Origin of the sequence: Blautia sp. HCN-1074 (assembly GCF_037890165.1) — a bacterium.
GTDB lineage: Bacteria > Bacillota > Clostridia > Lachnospirales > Lachnospiraceae > Blautia_A.
Window position 1 is genome coordinate 1 of record NZ_JBBKBP010000023.1, and the last position, 15,826, is coordinate 15,826.

14 protein-coding genes, 1 pseudogene and 1 riboswitch are annotated in these 15,826 nt (G+C 40.5%); of the genes and pseudogenes, 2 read left to right on the forward strand and 13 right to left on the reverse strand.

Annotation, left to right across the window (positions count from 1 at the left end; all coding sequences use genetic code 11):
- The 9 genes and pseudogenes from WKT11_RS20090 to WKT11_RS15885 form a co-directional block, all read right to left on the reverse strand.
- Nucleotides 1-79: pseudogene (locus WKT11_RS20090) on the reverse strand (IS200/IS605 family transposase); the annotation flags it as partial.
- Nucleotides 80-188: 109 nt separating this feature from the next.
- Nucleotides 189-332 carry a helix-turn-helix domain-containing protein gene (locus WKT11_RS15855; protein WP_117677700.1) on the reverse strand — a complete coding sequence of 48 codons (144 nt, stop codon included), beginning with the start codon at nucleotides 330-332 and terminating at the stop codon, nucleotides 189-191.
- 153 nt (nucleotides 333-485) lie between these two features.
- The gene (locus tag WKT11_RS20095; RefSeq protein ID WP_445291952.1) at nucleotides 486-641 is read right to left on the reverse strand and encodes a hypothetical protein; all 156 of its coding nucleotides are present in this window, start codon (nucleotides 639-641) and stop codon (nucleotides 486-488) included.
- Between the two features lie 3 nt (nucleotides 642-644).
- Nucleotides 645-2,579 carry an ATP-binding protein gene (locus tag WKT11_RS15860; protein WP_117677701.1) on the reverse strand — a complete coding sequence of 645 codons (1,935 nt, stop codon included), beginning with the start codon at nucleotides 2,577-2,579 and terminating at the stop codon, nucleotides 645-647.
- A 153-nt stretch (nucleotides 2,580-2,732) separates the two neighbouring features.
- The gene (locus tag WKT11_RS15865; RefSeq protein ID WP_117677702.1) at nucleotides 2,733-2,945 is read right to left on the reverse strand and encodes a type II toxin-antitoxin system RelB/DinJ family antitoxin; all 213 of its coding nucleotides are present in this window, start codon (nucleotides 2,943-2,945) and stop codon (nucleotides 2,733-2,735) included.
- 258 nt (nucleotides 2,946-3,203) lie between these two features.
- Nucleotides 3,204-4,472, reverse strand: coding sequence for a response regulator (locus WKT11_RS15870; RefSeq protein WP_117677703.1), 1,269 nt, complete (start codon nucleotides 4,470-4,472; stop codon nucleotides 3,204-3,206).
- Nucleotides 4,390-6,543 carry a PAS domain-containing sensor histidine kinase gene (locus WKT11_RS15875; RefSeq protein ID WP_340285199.1) on the reverse strand — a complete coding sequence of 718 codons (2,154 nt, stop codon included), beginning with the start codon at nucleotides 6,541-6,543 and terminating at the stop codon, nucleotides 4,390-4,392. Before WKT11_RS15875 ends, WKT11_RS15870 begins: the two co-directional genes overlap by 83 nt.
- Before the next feature lie 368 nt (nucleotides 6,544-6,911).
- A riboswitch (cyclic di-GMP riboswitch) is annotated at nucleotides 6,912-6,987 on the reverse strand.
- Between the two features lie 185 nt (nucleotides 6,988-7,172).
- A complete protein-coding gene (locus tag WKT11_RS15880; protein WP_181977751.1) occupies nucleotides 7,173-7,319 on the reverse strand; it encodes a hypothetical protein in 147 nt (48 codons plus the stop codon).
- A gap of 76 nt (nucleotides 7,320-7,395) precedes the next feature.
- The gene (locus tag WKT11_RS15885; RefSeq protein ID WP_117677706.1) at nucleotides 7,396-7,620 is read right to left on the reverse strand and encodes an alpha/beta-type small acid-soluble spore protein; all 225 of its coding nucleotides are present in this window, start codon (nucleotides 7,618-7,620) and stop codon (nucleotides 7,396-7,398) included.
- 386 nt (nucleotides 7,621-8,006) lie between these two features.
- Here WKT11_RS15885 and WKT11_RS15890 point away from each other — a divergent pair, with 386 nt between their 5' ends.
- A complete protein-coding gene (locus WKT11_RS15890; protein ID WP_117677707.1) occupies nucleotides 8,007-9,377 on the forward strand; it encodes an alanine/glycine:cation symporter family protein in 1,371 nt (456 codons plus the stop codon).
- 145 nt (nucleotides 9,378-9,522) lie between these two features.
- The gene (locus WKT11_RS15895; protein ID WP_340285200.1) at nucleotides 9,523-10,032 is read left to right on the forward strand and encodes a hypothetical protein; all 510 of its coding nucleotides are present in this window, start codon (nucleotides 9,523-9,525) and stop codon (nucleotides 10,030-10,032) included.
- Nucleotides 10,033-10,401: 369 nt separating this feature from the next.
- Here WKT11_RS15895 and udk read toward each other — a convergent pair whose 3' ends face one another.
- From udk to WKT11_RS15915, 4 genes are all read right to left on the reverse strand, one after another.
- On the reverse strand, nucleotides 10,402-11,022 hold the full coding sequence (gene udk, locus WKT11_RS15900; protein ID WP_117677338.1) for a uridine kinase: 621 nt from the start codon (nucleotides 11,020-11,022) through the stop codon (nucleotides 10,402-10,404).
- A 72-nt stretch (nucleotides 11,023-11,094) separates the two neighbouring features.
- On the reverse strand, nucleotides 11,095-12,039 hold the full coding sequence (locus WKT11_RS15905) for a carbohydrate kinase family protein (RefSeq protein ID WP_117677339.1): 945 nt from the start codon (nucleotides 12,037-12,039) through the stop codon (nucleotides 11,095-11,097).
- Between the two features lie 421 nt (nucleotides 12,040-12,460).
- The gene (gene feoB, locus WKT11_RS15910) at nucleotides 12,461-14,800 is read right to left on the reverse strand and encodes a ferrous iron transport protein B (RefSeq protein WP_117677340.1); all 2,340 of its coding nucleotides are present in this window, start codon (nucleotides 14,798-14,800) and stop codon (nucleotides 12,461-12,463) included.
- 348 nt (nucleotides 14,801-15,148) lie between these two features.
- Entirely contained in the window at nucleotides 15,149-15,670 is a 522-nt protein-coding gene (locus WKT11_RS15915; RefSeq protein WP_117677341.1) for a DUF6465 family protein, read from the reverse strand.
- Nucleotides 15,671-15,826 lie beyond the last annotated feature (156 nt).

The following is a 15,826-nucleotide window of genomic DNA, read 5'->3' on the forward strand; positions in this document are numbered from 1 at the left end:
AATGATACTGCAGAGAATATACGTATCCTCTACCATATGAAAGCTGATTTTTATTTATATTAAATATATCTTTTTCCATGTCTGTATTATACCATATGCATTTCTTTAAGTAAACATTTGTTCTGAATATTTTTTATAAAAATTGCGCGTCTAACTCATCACTGAAGTAACGAGAATGCGACGCGCAGTTATTCAATTGGTTTCGTCAGATTGTTCCTGCGGCAGTATGACTTTACCGTATTCTGCGAAATGCCAAGTTCCTGTGCTATTTTCAAATATCCGATGCCCTGTCTGCGAAAGGATATGATCTGTTGTTTCTGTGATTCTGTCATCCTGTGACCTCCGTTCCGAGGGTGCGTATCGTGTTGTCTGCCCTCTACTGGTGAAAGGACAAAAGGTTACGCTTTAAGAACTGAAAGGCAAAAAAATAATGCCCACCAAGGAATCAACTCCTCGATGGGCATTGCTGCTGTGTACTTATTCAGTTATCTGAGCAGTTCATTGACACGCTTCTGCACCGCAGAATAATCATAGCCTGCCGCTGTCAGCTTCTGCTTTCTCTCTGAAAAATGGGTATAGAAAAAGCACCGTCCAAATAAACCTTGAACGATGCTCTGATAGTTATCGGATTGTTGCTCAATCTTCTATCTCTTTATATTTTGTTTTATTGCAGTGGTCACTGCATCTATATTGAATGGCTTTGAAATGTGTCCGTTCATTCCAGAATCCAAGGATGCCTGTACATCTTCCTTGAAAGCATTTGCAGATTGTGCGATGATTGGAATTTTCGCAGCGTCTGGGCGCTCCTTGCTCATTGCACGAATTGCCCTTGCCGCCTGATGCCCATTCATTTTAGGCATCAGGACATCCATTAGAATCACATCATATGTGTCTGCTGGATTGTTGGCAAAACAAGCCACTGCGTCCTGTCCGTCTACTGCACGAGTTACATGCATACCTGCTTCTTCGAGCAGCGTGATTGCCAATTCCGCATTCAGCTCATTATCTTCTGCGAGAAGAACCTTTACTCCATTAAGGCTGACATCCTGTATCAGATTCAGCTCAGGTATCTGTTTTGGGTCTGCAAGTTCCATAGGAATTTCTACTGTAAAAGACGAACCACACTCTTTCTTGCTGTGAACCGTAATTGTACCGCCCATCAGTTCTACATATTGCCTGGAAATTGCCATTCCAAGCCCCGTTCCGGCATAATGTGTTCGTGCGCCGTTATCCTCCTGTGAAAAGGGTTCAAACAGCCTTTTCTGAAATTCTTCACTCATACCAATGCCATTGTCTTTTACCACATAACTGCCTACAATATGCCGTTCGTCTATGCCCGGTTTGATACTAATTTCAAAAGTAATCGTTCCGCCATCTTTTGTAAACTTGACCGCATTACTCAGAAGATTCGTCAATATCTCACGAATTTTTGTTGCATCCGTCAGAACATAAAGTTCTTTAGGGATGTTGCGATGTATCTCAAATGTTAAATCCCGATTCAGCAGGAGTCCATCCACGATAGCAATCACATTATCTATTAGTACAGGCAAATCCTCCGGCTCAGGTGAGAAGCTTACCTTTCCGTTCTCGATACGGCTAAGATCCAGTACATTATTCAATAACAACAGCAGATGCTCTGAACTTATTTTTACCTTTTGCAGACTATCGTGAATTTCAGATACATTTGTCTGGTTCAGTGCAATGTCCGTAAACCCGATAATAGCATTCATAGGTGATCGAATATCATGTGACATGTTAAGTAAGAAGGATGATTTTGCTCTGTTTGCGGTCTCTGCTTTTTCCGCAGCCTCGCTCAACAAAAGCTTCTGTTCAATTTCATCTTCTCTTTTTCTTTTGTAGCTGATAAAGCAGACAGCACAAAGCAAAAACAGCACACATCCTGCCATAGTTCCAACATAAACGGATGCTCTTCTTGTTCGCTCTACCAGCCCATTCACAGACTGCATATCCATTTCAATGCATAAAGAACCAACTATTTCATCCGAATCGCCCATTAAATCGCCCGTTATAGGATAACAGGCTGTGAAAATAGGACCCCATGTCGTATCAACAATGTTCTGCGAATACACCGTTTCTCCTGAAAGAGCCTTGTTAATATACGGAATCATTTCATCCTCAATATAGTCTCCCGGATGTCTGACATCTCCTGCGTTGGGATCCAGACCGTCCACCACATAGATCAGCCTGTTTTCTTCATTTCGGGTGGCAGTGTATAAATATCTGGTTGAATTCAGCGTTCGAATTTCATTTAGAAACGAGGAAACCTCGTGATACATTTCTGTATTTTCATCAGATTGATGGCGGAGCGTGGCAAATTCTTCTCTTCCGATTTTTTCATTTACCAATTTATGGATTACATCCGCATTTTCCATATCACGTTTGAGTTCCGTTTCAAGGGCGATATCTGTATACGATTTTTGCAGAATATATGTATATGCTGATGCCAACAATATGATTGAAAGCGTCAAAATTGCAAATAAACCTATGGAAAGCTTAGTAAATCTCTGCTTTAACTCCTTAATGTCTTTGACTGACTTCTTGTCCGATTGTGTTTTCATTCAATTTGACTCCACTTTTTATTTCATAGAAATATGTGGAAGGGACTGATGTAAATACCGCATCTGCAGAGCGTGCATTTTTCCATCAGCTGATTCGCTTTTCAGATTTATCCTTTAATTGTTTCCTCATTCGAGGATTTACATTCTGAAAGGTCAGACAACAATTTCTTGCTCTCTAAATGCTTCTGCCGCTGTTTCCTGCGGCACGTCCAGTTTTAATTCAAATGGAATGCCGTATTCTCGAACCACAGTTCTCAGAAACATATTGATCACAGTTGTCATATTCAGACCGAGTTCATTAAAAATCTCCTCAGCCTGATTTTTGATTTCCTTATCCGTTCGGATGTTCAGATTTGTTGCTGACATACGCAAAACCTCCACATGGTTTACAGTATACTCACATACTCGTGTCACGTCAATATAGTGTCATTATATGAGCTTTAAAATCTAATTTCTCGCGTTTATTAGAACGCTCAGCAGAAGTTCTTGCATTGTATTCCAGTTTCCATTCCTTACTGCTTCTTGGTGGATTATTAAACAATCTTGAATACACTCTACTTATAATTATTTCCTTCTCCTCTTAATTATCACTCATCTGTAAATTGATTTTTTTATTATCGTGGCTTACATCCATTCGTGCAACATTCTGTTCAATTTTTCCATATCAAGAGGTTTCGCAATATGTTCATTCATTCCTGCACTCTTTGCAAGTATCACATCCTCCGTAAATGCATTTGCCGTCATTGCAACGATTGGCAACAGCTCACCTTTGTGTTTAGGCAGGGAACGGATAGCTGTAGCCGCCTCATACCCATTCATAATCGGCATCTGCACATCCATAAAGACCAAATCATAATATCCATTTGGATGATCTGCCACCTTATCTACAGCTTCTTTTCCATTTACAGCCGTTTCAATCTCAGCACCTGTCATACCTATGATCTCAGCTGCAACTTCTCTGTTCAGTTCATTATCTTCCACCAAAAGGATTTTCTTTCCTGTATAATCACTTGCAGCGATATTTTTCAGGTAATCTCTTGCATCCTGACTCGGCTTTCCGGAGATTATTTTTTGCAGTGCTGCGGTAAGTCTTGAGCGGAACAACGGTTTTGAAATGAATTCATCTACTCCTGCTGCTTTGGCTTCTTCTTCGATTTTTGTATAATCATAGGACGTCAGAACAATGACAGAAACATCAGGTCCTATCTTTTGGCGTATCTGCCTTGTTGTTTCAATTCCATCCATTCCCGGCATCTGCCAGTCAATAATATATACAAAATAATCATTGCCATTCTCATGACGTTTCACTGCACGCTCTACTGCCTCTTTTCCTGACAGTACCCACTCTCCGTCGATTCCAATCTCATTAAGAATAGCCACTGTTCCTTCACAGCATATCTTATCATCATCCACAACCAGCACGGGCAAGTTGACCAGTTCATCAATAGTCTCTGACTTTTCATCCCGCAGACGAAGGAAAATAGTAACGGTAAATCTGCTTCCCTTTCCCAGCTTGCTTTCTACCTTAATGTTTCCATTCATCATATTGACGATATTTCTTGTGATTGCCATTCCCAAACCGGTTCCCTGGATTTCGCTGATGCGTTTATCATCTTCACGAGTAAACGGGTCAAACATAACCTTTTGAAATTCCTCGCTCATTCCCATACCGTTGTCTTGAATCACAAACTCATAGCATCCTATATCCAGGGAAGGCCACTGAAAAAGTCCTTTTTGCGTATAAATTAGCACAAAATAAAGTACATCAATCAACTTTGAGACACTGTATATAGTATGAAAAAACAGTTTTTCAGCGGCGTCCCAGGGAAGTGGTAGGCTTTTCCGTAATAGAAAACAGTATCTTGCCGCCATCTGGGGTATATTTGATGGCATTACTCATAATATTAGTAAATATCTGTTGTACTCTTAAACTGTCTCCTCTTACATATTCATGTTCAATTTTGTTGAGCCGTACTTCAAAATCATGATGGTGAGCTTCAATCTCGGAACGTGTCATTGCGATCAAGTTATCTACCAGTTCAGCCAGATTAAAGTCTTCTTCCGTCAGTTCGATCTTTCCATTTTCAATGCGTGACATATCCAGTACTTCATTAATCAAACCAAGCAGATGACGGCTCGACTTGGTTATTTTTCCAAGGCAATCAATCACACGATCCGGATGATCAATATTTGCTCCGGCAATGGCTGTCATACCAACGATTGCATTCATCGGAGTCCGAATATCATGAGACATATTTGATAAAACCTCTGTCTTTGACCTGTTTGCCTTGTTAGCCGCTTCATAAGCATCCTTCAAAGCAATCCTCGATTCTATCTCCGCAAGTTTTTCCTGAGTGGTATCCTGTGCGATCAACAGCACCTTTTCAAGTACTCCGTCTTTCCAAGACAAAGGAATGAAAGCCATGCTCTTAAAATGCTTTTCATCTTCCGTACAATATTCCAGCTTATAAATATCATCCATGCTTCTAATCATGCCACGGATATGATCTGCTGAAATCACTTTGTCAATCGTTTCATCCTTTGCCACCACTTTATAGCGGGATGCAATCCTCCTGATCAGGTCATGATATGTTCCGTAAGCATCGTATGGTGGCTTTTTTCCGTGCAGACTATAAAACTTATAAGTATCATCTTCCAGATTGCACATAGCAAAACGATTGACCAGACGCATTGTTCCCTGAAGAAGCAGATCCATCGCATCATTCTTACGTGTCAGCTCCAATATGTTTTCCATTTCTTTTCTGGCTTCTGTAATATCCCGGACGAAGATCATTGCATAGCGTGAACCGTCATTTTCTTCTCCTCTCATAAGGACATTACGAACCCAGTGTTCATCACCTTGTATCCGTATTCTGCATTCAAGGTTAATTTCTTTTGAACCTTCACTCAGTTTTTCAACAATAAAATTACGGTTGTAAAAATGAGAAACCGCTTCCTTGTCCTCATCAACAACATAATTATCCAGGTATGCCTGAATCAGTTCATCCCATGTATGGCTCTTTTCAAAAATCTCCAGAAGAGAATCCTCTACTTTTAGTGACTCAAAAGAATTATCCTTTAGATTTACATAATACTCGCAGATATTTCCCTCTGTATAGGCGCGATGAAATGCCTCATTTCTCTGTGCTTTCATCTCGCTCTGCTTTCTCTTGTCAATATTTATGAATGTACCGACAATAAAACGTACTGTTCCGTCCAGACGTCTGGTTGTCTCGGCATTTGCCCGGAACCATTGATAGGAACCATCTTTCATCTTCAAGCGGTATTCACAGTCATATTTCACACTATCTGTTTTGTCTTGAATTGCTTGCTCTAACAGTGCAAGTGTTGCTTCCTTGTCTTCTGGATGTAACAAATCTGACCACGATTCCAGTTTATTTGGGAAATCAAGAATGTCATGATACCCAAGCATCGTGCGAAACTCATGACTCCAGCACACTTCCTTAATATTTCCGCTTTTGTCACAATCAAAATGCCACATCCCAGAATGAATCACGTTATTGATCAGTTTCAGATTCTGCTGCATCCAGTCAATCTGAACAGACAATACCCATACCTGCTTTCCATCATCTGCTATGGCATCTTTCTTGCACATACGGACAAATACAGGTGTGCCATCGCTCATCAGCATCTGTCCTTCTCCACACCCTTGAAGGCGCTGGAACCTGTCGTATTCAAGAAAGGTCTGGTTTTCTCCATATAAAAGATTTCTCAGAGAACCTGATGTTTTCTTTTGAAATTCTTCAAACGTATATCCCAGATTCCTCAACATGTGTGAACTGACCTGTGTAATTGTAAGATTTTCATCATAATATCCTGTCATGAATCCAACAATATTCAGTTCGCTCACTGCATCCTGTACGATTTTTTGACAGTTTTCATTTAACTTTGTATTATCCAGTGAAAAGATATTATTTTCACTTTGCTTTTCTTTATTGAACATTTTTATCCTCCGTATATTCTAAGTCCAACAGGGATGTAAGTACTTCCATTAGTTTATTTATATCAAAAGGCTTTGAAAGATGAGCATTCATTCCTGCTTCAGCACAATATTCTTCATCACTCTTAAAGGCATTGGCAGTCACAGCAATGATCGGAATATTTCTTTTAAAATCCGCAGAATAGCTCCTTCTCCTGCAAGGATACTGTAGTTCTGCCTGTCAGCCTCCTTTTTTATCATCTTTAATCTCCGTTATCTTTTTTACTTAATCTTTCTATTTCTTTTCTCTGTTACTCTATTCAGATAAGCTAAACCATAATAAAAAGCAAAGAAACTACTACTAATTAACCATAGTATCCCTTTGCTATTTCATATGCAACTGGCTGCCATTTTACAGGCCCTATAGCTTTGCGTCACAGACTTTCATCTGTTTTGCTAAAATATTTACTTTCTTTAGTTCTATTATAGCCCCCCGAAAAATATGTCAATTTGTATTTTACAATACGCTCATATAAATGATATAGTAAATCCAACATATTCTCATTCTTTAAATCGTTTAAATGGCACAAAATTAAAAATAAAAACCAGCAAAATGGTTTCGGTTGATTTTCTATTAAATTGGCTGTTATATTCTACCATGTCATCCTGCTTTTGTCTAATTCATTTTCAGATACAAGTAAACAACCTCCCTGCTTATCTCCGTTTTCAGCATACGGTTTTTCACCGATCTTTGGGAATATCTCATCAGCAAAATATTTTGCCCATGATTTTTCCAGCATTCGCTGTTCCCGTTTTGTCAGAAAATGAAAAGAATCTGTAAAAGATAACTGCTGAATAGGTATGAGCTTTTGACGCTTAAATCATGATATAAAACATAAATCTAAAATTCAATGGTTGTTCCGATACTATTTTCTTGACCATATATCCGCCGACTGAACCGTTCTGTTTGGATGTCAGGTTACCGTTGTATCCATCTGTAAGCGGTACACCTAATTCGTTTGCAACCTCGAATTTGAAACGGTCTAACGCACCTTTTGCTTCTGGTACAGCTGCCTGGTTAGAAGATTTTGTGTTTGACATATCAATTTCCTCCTTGGTTGTTGTTTTCATTTTTGATTGTTTTGGTGTTGCAATGCTAGTATATGAAGCTAGAAGAATAATACACTGGAAGTTTTCGTATACTAAGGAAGAGCATGGAAAATTTATTGCAATTTTATATTTTTTACAGTATAATTACATTTAACTACTGAGATTAATCTTTAATTTCAGACAGATATTTGTATCTGTGTATATGTGTGTAACTAAAAGACGAACCGTACAAAGGCGTACATCACATGAACTATCGTGTATGTATGCTTTTTTTTATATAACATTAATTTTTTATTATATAAAACGGTATCTTTAAAGTTCAAAGATGTATCTTCTTTTCTTTACTCACATAAATTCATAAAAAGGAGAGGAAGCCTATGATTAATTCTGTCGCAAATTTCATTAACAAACTGGATGGTCTTGTATGGGGATGGTGGATGATTCTTCTGCTTCTCGGGACTCATATTTTTATGACAGTCCGCACAGGTGTGATCCAGAGAAAAATCGGTACAGCTATCCGATTATCTGTCACGAAAGATACAGGGGCAGAAGGCGAAGTCAGTCAATTTGGTGCACTTACCACTGCTCTCGCTTCTACAATTGGAACCGGAAATATCATTGGTGTGGGAACCGCTATCGCGCTGGGTGGTCCTGGTGCTGTTCTCTGGTGCTGGCTGACAGGCATTTTCGGAATCGCCACGAAATACAGCGAGTCTCTTATCGCTGTCAAATACCGTGTGAAAACGAAAGACGGACGTATGCAGGGCGGTGCCATGTATGCACTGGAACGCGGGTTACATATGAAATGGCTGGCATTGCTTTTTGCATTCTTCGGCGGCTTCGCTTCCTTTGGAATCGGATGTGCTACTCAGGTAAATGCAATTGCAACTGTATGTAATGAGAATCTGAATATCTCTCCGGTTTTTATCGGAATCGCAGTTGCCGCACTGACAGCACTTGTTATCTTTGGCGGCATCAAATCAATCGCAACCGTATGTGAACGCCTGGTTCCGTTCATGGCTTTCTTTTATGTACTTGGATGTCTGATCATTCTGGGAATCAACTATGATTTTATTATTCCGGCAGTAAAAACGATTTGCAAGATGGCATTTACCCCAGGAGCTGCTGCCGGCGGACTGGTTGGACGCGGTATTATGATGGCAATGCAGTACGGAATTGCCAGAGGCCTTTTTTCCAATGAGTCAGGTATGGGTTCTGCCCCTATCGCAGCAGCTGCCGCCCAGACGAGAAATCCTGTACGTCAGGCACTGGTTTCCAGCACCGGAACTTTCTGGGATACCGTTGTTGTATGTCTCATGACAGGTCTGGTTCTCGTCACAAGTATTATGAAAAATCCTTCCATTGATATGGGAAGTATCACAGATGGCGGTGTGCTTACCACTCTGGCATTTCAGCAGATTCCGGTACTTGGTCCGGTGATCCTGGTTGTCGGCATTATTTCTTTTGCTTACTCAACAGTTCTTGGATGGGCTTACTACGGTGAACGATGTGTGGAATATTTTACAGGTAAAAAAGGACTGATTCCTTATCGCGTACTGTATATCGCAGTTGCCGCGATCGCACCGGTTATTTCCCTGAATCTTGTATGGACCGTTGCCGATATCCTGAATGCATTGATGGCAATTCCAAACCTCGTGGCTGTGTTGCTTCTGTCAAATGTGATCGTTGCGGAAACAAGAAAATATATCAATGATCTGGATGCCAGAGATGATATTCCTGTTGAATGACCGCGCGTCGCATTCTCGTTACTTCAGTGATGAGTTAGACGCGCAATTTTTTTGTCAAAAAAAGAACGTATGTTTACAGAATAAGATATCTATGGTACTATTTGTTCATAGCACAAAATAAAAAAACAGTTCAGAGGAGAAGAAAATGCAGACGGTATCCAGTTATGGTGTGGAAATACGAAAACAGAATATCCCAATCCGCCAGACACTGGAAATCTATCGTCAGGCGGTCAGCTATCTGACGGAAATCTATGAACAGGTGTGGGCAGAACTGAAAATGATCCCGGAAGCAAAAAAACGCTTTAATGCAGCAGAACATCTGATTCACACAACGAACAGGAAAGGGATGCGCATATCCAGGATCTGTGCATGGAATACGAGCAGGCTTGCGTATGATGGATCAGGGATAGTCCTGCGTGACTGGAGAAATCACAGCCTCTGCGCATTTCAGACGGGAAAAAGATATAACTGTGACTTGTCAGCTTCTTATAATATCGGGGCCAGATATTTTATCCGTGAACTTTTAAAACCCCTTCCGGCAACGGAAAGGTCTTTGCTGGAGGCAAAAGTCCCTGCAGTAAAGCGTAGAACCTCATGTGTTTATGCAGATCTAAGGGAACTCAGTTCTGAGATGGGACTCTTAATGGCTGCATAGATGCAGGCAGATATACAGCGGACTACCTGTAATGTGGGGACCTGCCATATCTGGCATGGGAAAAAGCGCATATCTGCGCAAACCTAAGTTACAGGCGTATCCGCCGATATTTAGTCTGACGCCTAAAGCGTCTGGAAGCACGTGACTTCAGTCATGTGAGGATATAATTCACATTATTGACAAATAGTTAACTGTCTATTGCTCTTCACAACTGAAACAACAGGCTTACCTGATCTGGTTACAAGCTGTTTTCATCAATAGGCTTCAGAATACAGAACTGTTAAACCGTTATAAAATTTTTTACAAAAAGCAAGTTTCCAAAGTTCACTATATCTTGATGAACTTAGAAACTTGCTTTTATTTTTACACTCAATCTTCCTTTTTATCCAGCAACAGACGGATTTTTGAGACAAACAGGTCGAATGCAATATCATTCTTACCGCTGTTAATAACAATATCAGCTTTTGATCTGGTCGGTTCTACGTAAAGGTAATGCATAGGCTTTACAGTAGTCAGGTACTGTTTGATAATGCCGTTGAGATCTCTTCCGCGTTCTTCTACGTCACGTGAGATTCTTCGCAGGATACGCTCATCTGCATCTGCTTCTACATATACTTTAATATCCAGAAGGTCTCTCACTCTCGGATCTGCCAGAAGCAGGATTCCCTCTACAAGAATAACCGGTTTCGGATCGATTCTGATCACCTTGTCAGAACGGTTATGTTTCGTATAATCATAAACCGGGCACTCGATTGATTTTCCCTCTTTTAACTGCTTCAGATGCTCTACCAGAAGCTCTGTCTCCAGTGAATCCGGATGGTCATAATTTACAGTTACTCTCTGTTCAAAAGGAACTCCGTCCTGTCTGCGGTAATAGTTGTCATGATAAAGAACAACTACATCATCTCCGAAATAATCTTTAATCCTGTTTGTAAAAGTAGATTTACCAGAGCCGGAACCTCCGGCAACTCCAATCACAATGCTTCCCATTTTTGTTTTTCCTCCATTGGCTGTATATTAACTGCTATGTGCTTCATTTCATGCAGCGTATATTTCTGCAATTTATTTCTGATTTTTATTCTTTGTATTATAATTTAGTCCGAATTCCTCCGGCATAAAGCGCGGGCAGATATTCTCTGAAGTACAGATTACAGTGGAGGAAAGACGTGTACCGATTCCACATGCCTCTTTTAATGTTTTTCCATAAGTAAGTCCTGCACAAGTTCCTGCAAAGAAAGCATCTCCCGCTCCCGTAGTATCAACTACATCTACCTTCATAGCCGGACATACGCCATATCCGCCATTCTGATCTGCATATACAGCGCCCTGTCCTCCCATTGTCACGATCATCTGTGGAATACGTGCGGATTTCACACGTTCTGCAAGGATTTTAGCCATCTCTTCCGGTTCTGTCTGACTGTAATCTTCGGAGAAAAGAATGCCTGCTTCCTGTTCATTACATACGAAACAGGAGGTTCTTTTCAGAAAGTCTCTTCGCTCTACAGCAATACTCATATTGGATACCATTGCATATACTTTCTTATTATATTTCTCTGCATACGCAAAGGTTTTCTTAACGATTTCTCTGTCTGTATCAATCTCTATCGCAATGCTGTCTGCGTCCTTAAAAATCTCATCTCCACACTCATCCAGAATATATTCCACCGGTGTGTGATCTGGTCTCTTGGAAACAGAAGCAACTACATCTCCATTATTATCAAAGATTGCCATCCATGTTCCCATACCGTTTGGTACTTTACGCATATAACTTGTGTCTACTTTATGGCGTTCCAATTTACGGATGACTTCCTCTCCCATGGCATCGTCATTTACGAGACTGATAAATGTTGGTTTAAGTTCCAGATTTGCAATATCCTCTGCTACATTTCTGCCTACGCCGCCATGAATCTGTGCGATAGTTCCTACGTTTCTTCCCTGAGGAATATAAGATGCTATGGAATATCCCTTTATATCAATAAATACATCTCCGATCACAACAATTCCCATACTTTGAATTTACTCCTTTGTTCCTTATTTTTTCATCTTTTTTGAAGACCTTTTCGCTGTACTAGTCATTGACGCTATGATAGCATAAAAAGCTTTTTCCGTAAAGTTTCTAATTTTTTCGACCTTATTCTTCACTAATCATAAAAATGTCCGGGAAACTTTTTTTAATTATAAGAACATTACAGAATAATTTTTCATAGCATAAAAAATCCCCGTCTGCTGCACATTATTTCAGACAGTAGATCGAGGATTTTAATCAATAGTCAATCGGATATTCGCAATCCGCTTTCGCTACTTGCTCATAACCAAATAACTGCTTCGCAGTTTATCAGAAGGGGCTTGTACCCCTTCTGATACAAGCAAGTCCCCACCCACTGCTTATTGCTCTTCGCAATTGAAGCAGGGGACTTACTTGATTTGGTTAAATAATGAATGCCGCAACAAAACGAACGATCAGTGCAACGATCCATGCAACCACACACTGCCACACAACTACACCTATGGCCCATCTTCCGCCAAGTTCACGTTTCACTGACGCGATTGCAGCCACACATGGAGTATAAAGCAGGCTGAATGCAAGCAGTGATGCTGCTGCCAGTGGTGTCAGTACAGAAGCAATGCTTCCACTGAAAAGCACTTCCAGTGTCGATACCACGCTTTCTTTTGCCATAAATCCACTGATAAGAGCGGTGCAGATTCTCCAGTCTCCCAGGCCAAGTGGCTTAAAGATTGGAACCAGAAGTCCAGCTGCCATTGCCAGAATACTGTCAGAAGAATCTTTTACCAGATTCAGATGCAGGTCAAAACTCTGGAGGAACCAGACAATCATAGTTGCAAGCAGGATTACAGAAAACGCTCTCTGCAGGAAATCTTTTGCCTTTTCCCACAGTAACTGTGCAACATTCTTCGCTCCCGGCAGACGATAATTTGGAAGTTCCATGACAAACGGCACGGGTTCTCCTTTGAAAAGAGTACCATTGTACAGAAGTGCCGCCAGGATTCCCACAAAAATACCAAGCAGGTATAATCCTGTCATAATAAGCCCGCCTTTCTTTGGGAAGAATGCATTCACAAAGAAAGAATAGATTGGAAGCTTCGCAGTACAGCTCATAAACGGTGTAAGCAGAATCGTCATCTTTCTGTCACGTTCACTTGTAAGGGTACGCGTTGCCATAACCGCCGGAACCGTACATCCAAATCCAATCAGCATCGGCACAATACTTCGACCGGATAAACCAATCTTTCGCAGAAGCTTATCCATCACAAATGCCACACGTGCAATATATCCACTATCCTCCATAAGGGACAGGAAGAAAAACAGAGTAACAATTACAGGAAGGAAACTCAAAACACTTCCCACACCTGTAAAGATGCCATCAATTACCAGACTGTGCATGGCACTGTTTACATTGGCAGCTGTCAATGCTGCATCGGTCAATGCAGAAATCTTATCAATTCCTATTTCCAGGATTCCCTGAAGCCACGCACCGATTACATTGAATGTCAGATAAAAAACAAGTGCCATAATTCCTATAAAACAAGGAATCGCCGTATATTTTCCTGTCAGAATCCTGTCGATCTTTTCACTTCGAATCCTCTCCTTGCTCTCTTTTGGCTTTACAACGGTCTGCTCACATAATCGCTCGATAAAGTCAAAACGCATATCCGCGATTGCAGCACTCCTGTCGACCTGGCGTTCTGTCTCCATCTGCTGTACGATATGTTCAAGCATCTCCGTCTCATTGGTGTCTAGCTTCAGTTTCTCCATGATCAGAGGATCTCCCTCGATTGCCTTGGTTGCGGCAAAACGAGATGGGATGCCTGCCAGCGTCGCATGGTCCTCGATTAAATGCATTACCGCATGAATACAGCGGTGAACAGCACCGTCATGGTCATTCTTATCGCAAAAATCCTGGCGCAGCGGATGTTCCTGATATTTTGCTATATGTAATGCGTGGTTTACAAGTTCATCAACACCTTCATTCTTTGCCGCCGAAATAGGGATTACCGGAACTCCCAACAATGCTTCCATCATATTTACATCAATGGAACCCTGATTTCCCAGCACCTCATCCATCATATTTAATGCAACGACCATCGGAATGTCCATTTCCAGAAGCTGCATGGTAAGGTACAGATTTCTCTCTATGTTTGTCGCATCAACAATATTGATGATCGCACTTGGTTTCTCATCCAGAACAAAATTTCTGGAAACGATTTCCTCACTGCTGTAAGGTGACATAGAATAAATTCCCGGAAGGTCGGTAATCTCTGTATTTGGGTGTCCCTTAATAGAACCTGTTTTACGGTCTACAGTTACTCCCGGAAAATTCCCTACATGCTGATTAGAGCCTGTCAGTTTGTTAAATAATGTAGTCTTTCCACAGTTCTGATTTCCTACCAGTGCATAAGTCAGAGTAGTTCCTTCCGGCAGAGGGTGCTCGTCTTTCTTGGAGTGATACTTTCCTTCCTCTCCCAGTCCCGGATGTTCTGCGTCACTCATAGATTCAATTCCTTTATGACTTCTGCTTCTTCTTGGAATCTGCTCAATCTCTATCTGTTCTGCTTCTGCCAGTCTTAAGGTCAGCTCATATCCATGCACCTGCAGTTCCATCGGATCTCCCATAGGCGCAAATTTTACAACCGTAACCTCCGCACCGGGAATCATACCCATATCCAGGAAATGCTGACGTAAGGCACCTTTTCCACCAACCGATCTGATCACGGCACTTTTTCCAATTTCCAAATCTTTTAATGTCATTATCGTTCGCTCTTCTTTCGTTTTGTCATTTGGTTGTTATTGGCTAATGATTAATTATTATCAATAATTTATCCATCGAAGATAGCTTATACTAACTGATAATTTTTGTCAAGTAGGACAGGCAGTGGAAAAAATTATAGATACAATATTTCCTATAAATTTTTTCATATTACAGAAATGAAAAATATTGCAGAAATAAAAAACTCAGATGAATTTACCTTATCATCCGAGTTTCCTGAATTCATCCAGACAAATCACAACATCTGTCCCGACATTTATTTGATTTTTTATTAGTGAATCTTTTAGCAGTATTTATATATTTATTTCCTGCTTCTGCTTTTTTATATATCAGAGTCCGATAGCGCCTGTGATATCGCCATTAATTACATAGTATGCTTTATATTCTTCCGGTTTAATATAAATCTTAACGTCTTTAAGATCTTTCTCCTTCTTGCCCATTTCTTCTGTCCAGATCTTCTTTACATTCTCTAAAACATCTTTTGCATAGACTTCTTTGCCCATGAACTGAACGTATACTTCTGCAGTTGCTTCTTTCTTAGCAGTTCTTCTGGTAGTTGTCTTCTTCTCTGCTGCTTTTGCAACTGGCTTTTCTGCAGCTTTTTCAGCAGTTTTTTCAACTGGTTTCTCTGCAGCCTTCTTTGTTGTTCTTCTTGTAGTTGTCTTCTTTGCTGTAGTTTTAGTTGTTTTTGCTGCCTCTTTCTTTGCAGTTTCTTTGTTATCGGTTTCTTTCTTCTCAGCTTCTTTGTTTACAGCTACTTCTGAAGCAGTTGTCTTTGCAGGAGCCTCTTTAACTTTGGTTGTCTTCGCAGTGGATGTATTGAGATCTGCTGTAGTTTTTTTTGTTGCCATTTGATAGCCTCCTTACAAGGTATAATTATTCTTTTTATGGAAATAGAATACTACTAATCTCCTGTTTTTGCAATGATTTTTGCCTTTACATGGAAAAATTACTACAAACAGACAGCCTTTGCCTATATTCTTTCGCTCCCATTTTGTGCAATATTA

Bases quoted from the DNA above. Each gene is read 5' to 3' on its own strand.
- WKT11_RS15875 (WP_340285199.1), bottom strand. From the start codon at position 6,543: ATGTTCAATAAAGAAAAGCAAAGTGAAAATAATATCTTTTCACTGGAT.
- WKT11_RS15860 (WP_117677701.1), bottom strand. From the start codon at position 2,579: ATGAAAACACAATCGGACAAGAAGTCAGTCAAAGACATTAAGGAGTTA.
- WKT11_RS15870 (WP_117677703.1), bottom strand. From the start codon at position 4,472: ATGCCATCAAATATACCCCAGATGGCGGCAAGATACTGTTTTCTATTA.
- WKT11_RS15895 (WP_340285200.1), top strand. From the start codon at position 9,523: ATGCAGACGGTATCCAGTTATGGTGTGGAAATACGAAAACAGAATATC.
- WKT11_RS15905 (WP_117677339.1), bottom strand. From the start codon at position 12,039: ATGGGAATTGTTGTGATCGGAGATGTATTTATTGATATAAAGGGATAT.
- WKT11_RS15855 (WP_117677700.1), bottom strand. From the start codon at position 332: ATGACAGAATCACAGAAACAACAGATCATATCCTTTCGCAGACAGGGC.
- WKT11_RS15865 (WP_117677702.1), bottom strand. From the start codon at position 2,945: ATGTCAGCAACAAATCTGAACATCCGAACGGATAAGGAAATCAAAAAT.
- WKT11_RS15885 (WP_117677706.1), bottom strand. From the start codon at position 7,620: ATGTCAAACACAAAATCTTCTAACCAGGCAGCTGTACCAGAAGCAAAA.
- feoB (WP_117677340.1), bottom strand. From the start codon at position 14,800: ATGACATTAAAAGATTTGGAAATTGGAAAAAGTGCCGTGATCAGATCG.
- WKT11_RS15890 (WP_117677707.1), top strand. From the start codon at position 8,007: ATGATTAATTCTGTCGCAAATTTCATTAACAAACTGGATGGTCTTGTA.
- WKT11_RS15880 (WP_181977751.1), bottom strand. From the start codon at position 7,319: ATGCTGGAAAAATCATGGGCAAAATATTTTGCTGATGAGATATTCCCA.
- WKT11_RS15915 (WP_117677341.1), bottom strand. From the start codon at position 15,670: ATGGCAACAAAAAAAACTACAGCAGATCTCAATACATCCACTGCGAAG.
- udk (WP_117677338.1), bottom strand. From the start codon at position 11,022: ATGGGAAGCATTGTGATTGGAGTTGCCGGAGGTTCCGGCTCTGGTAAA.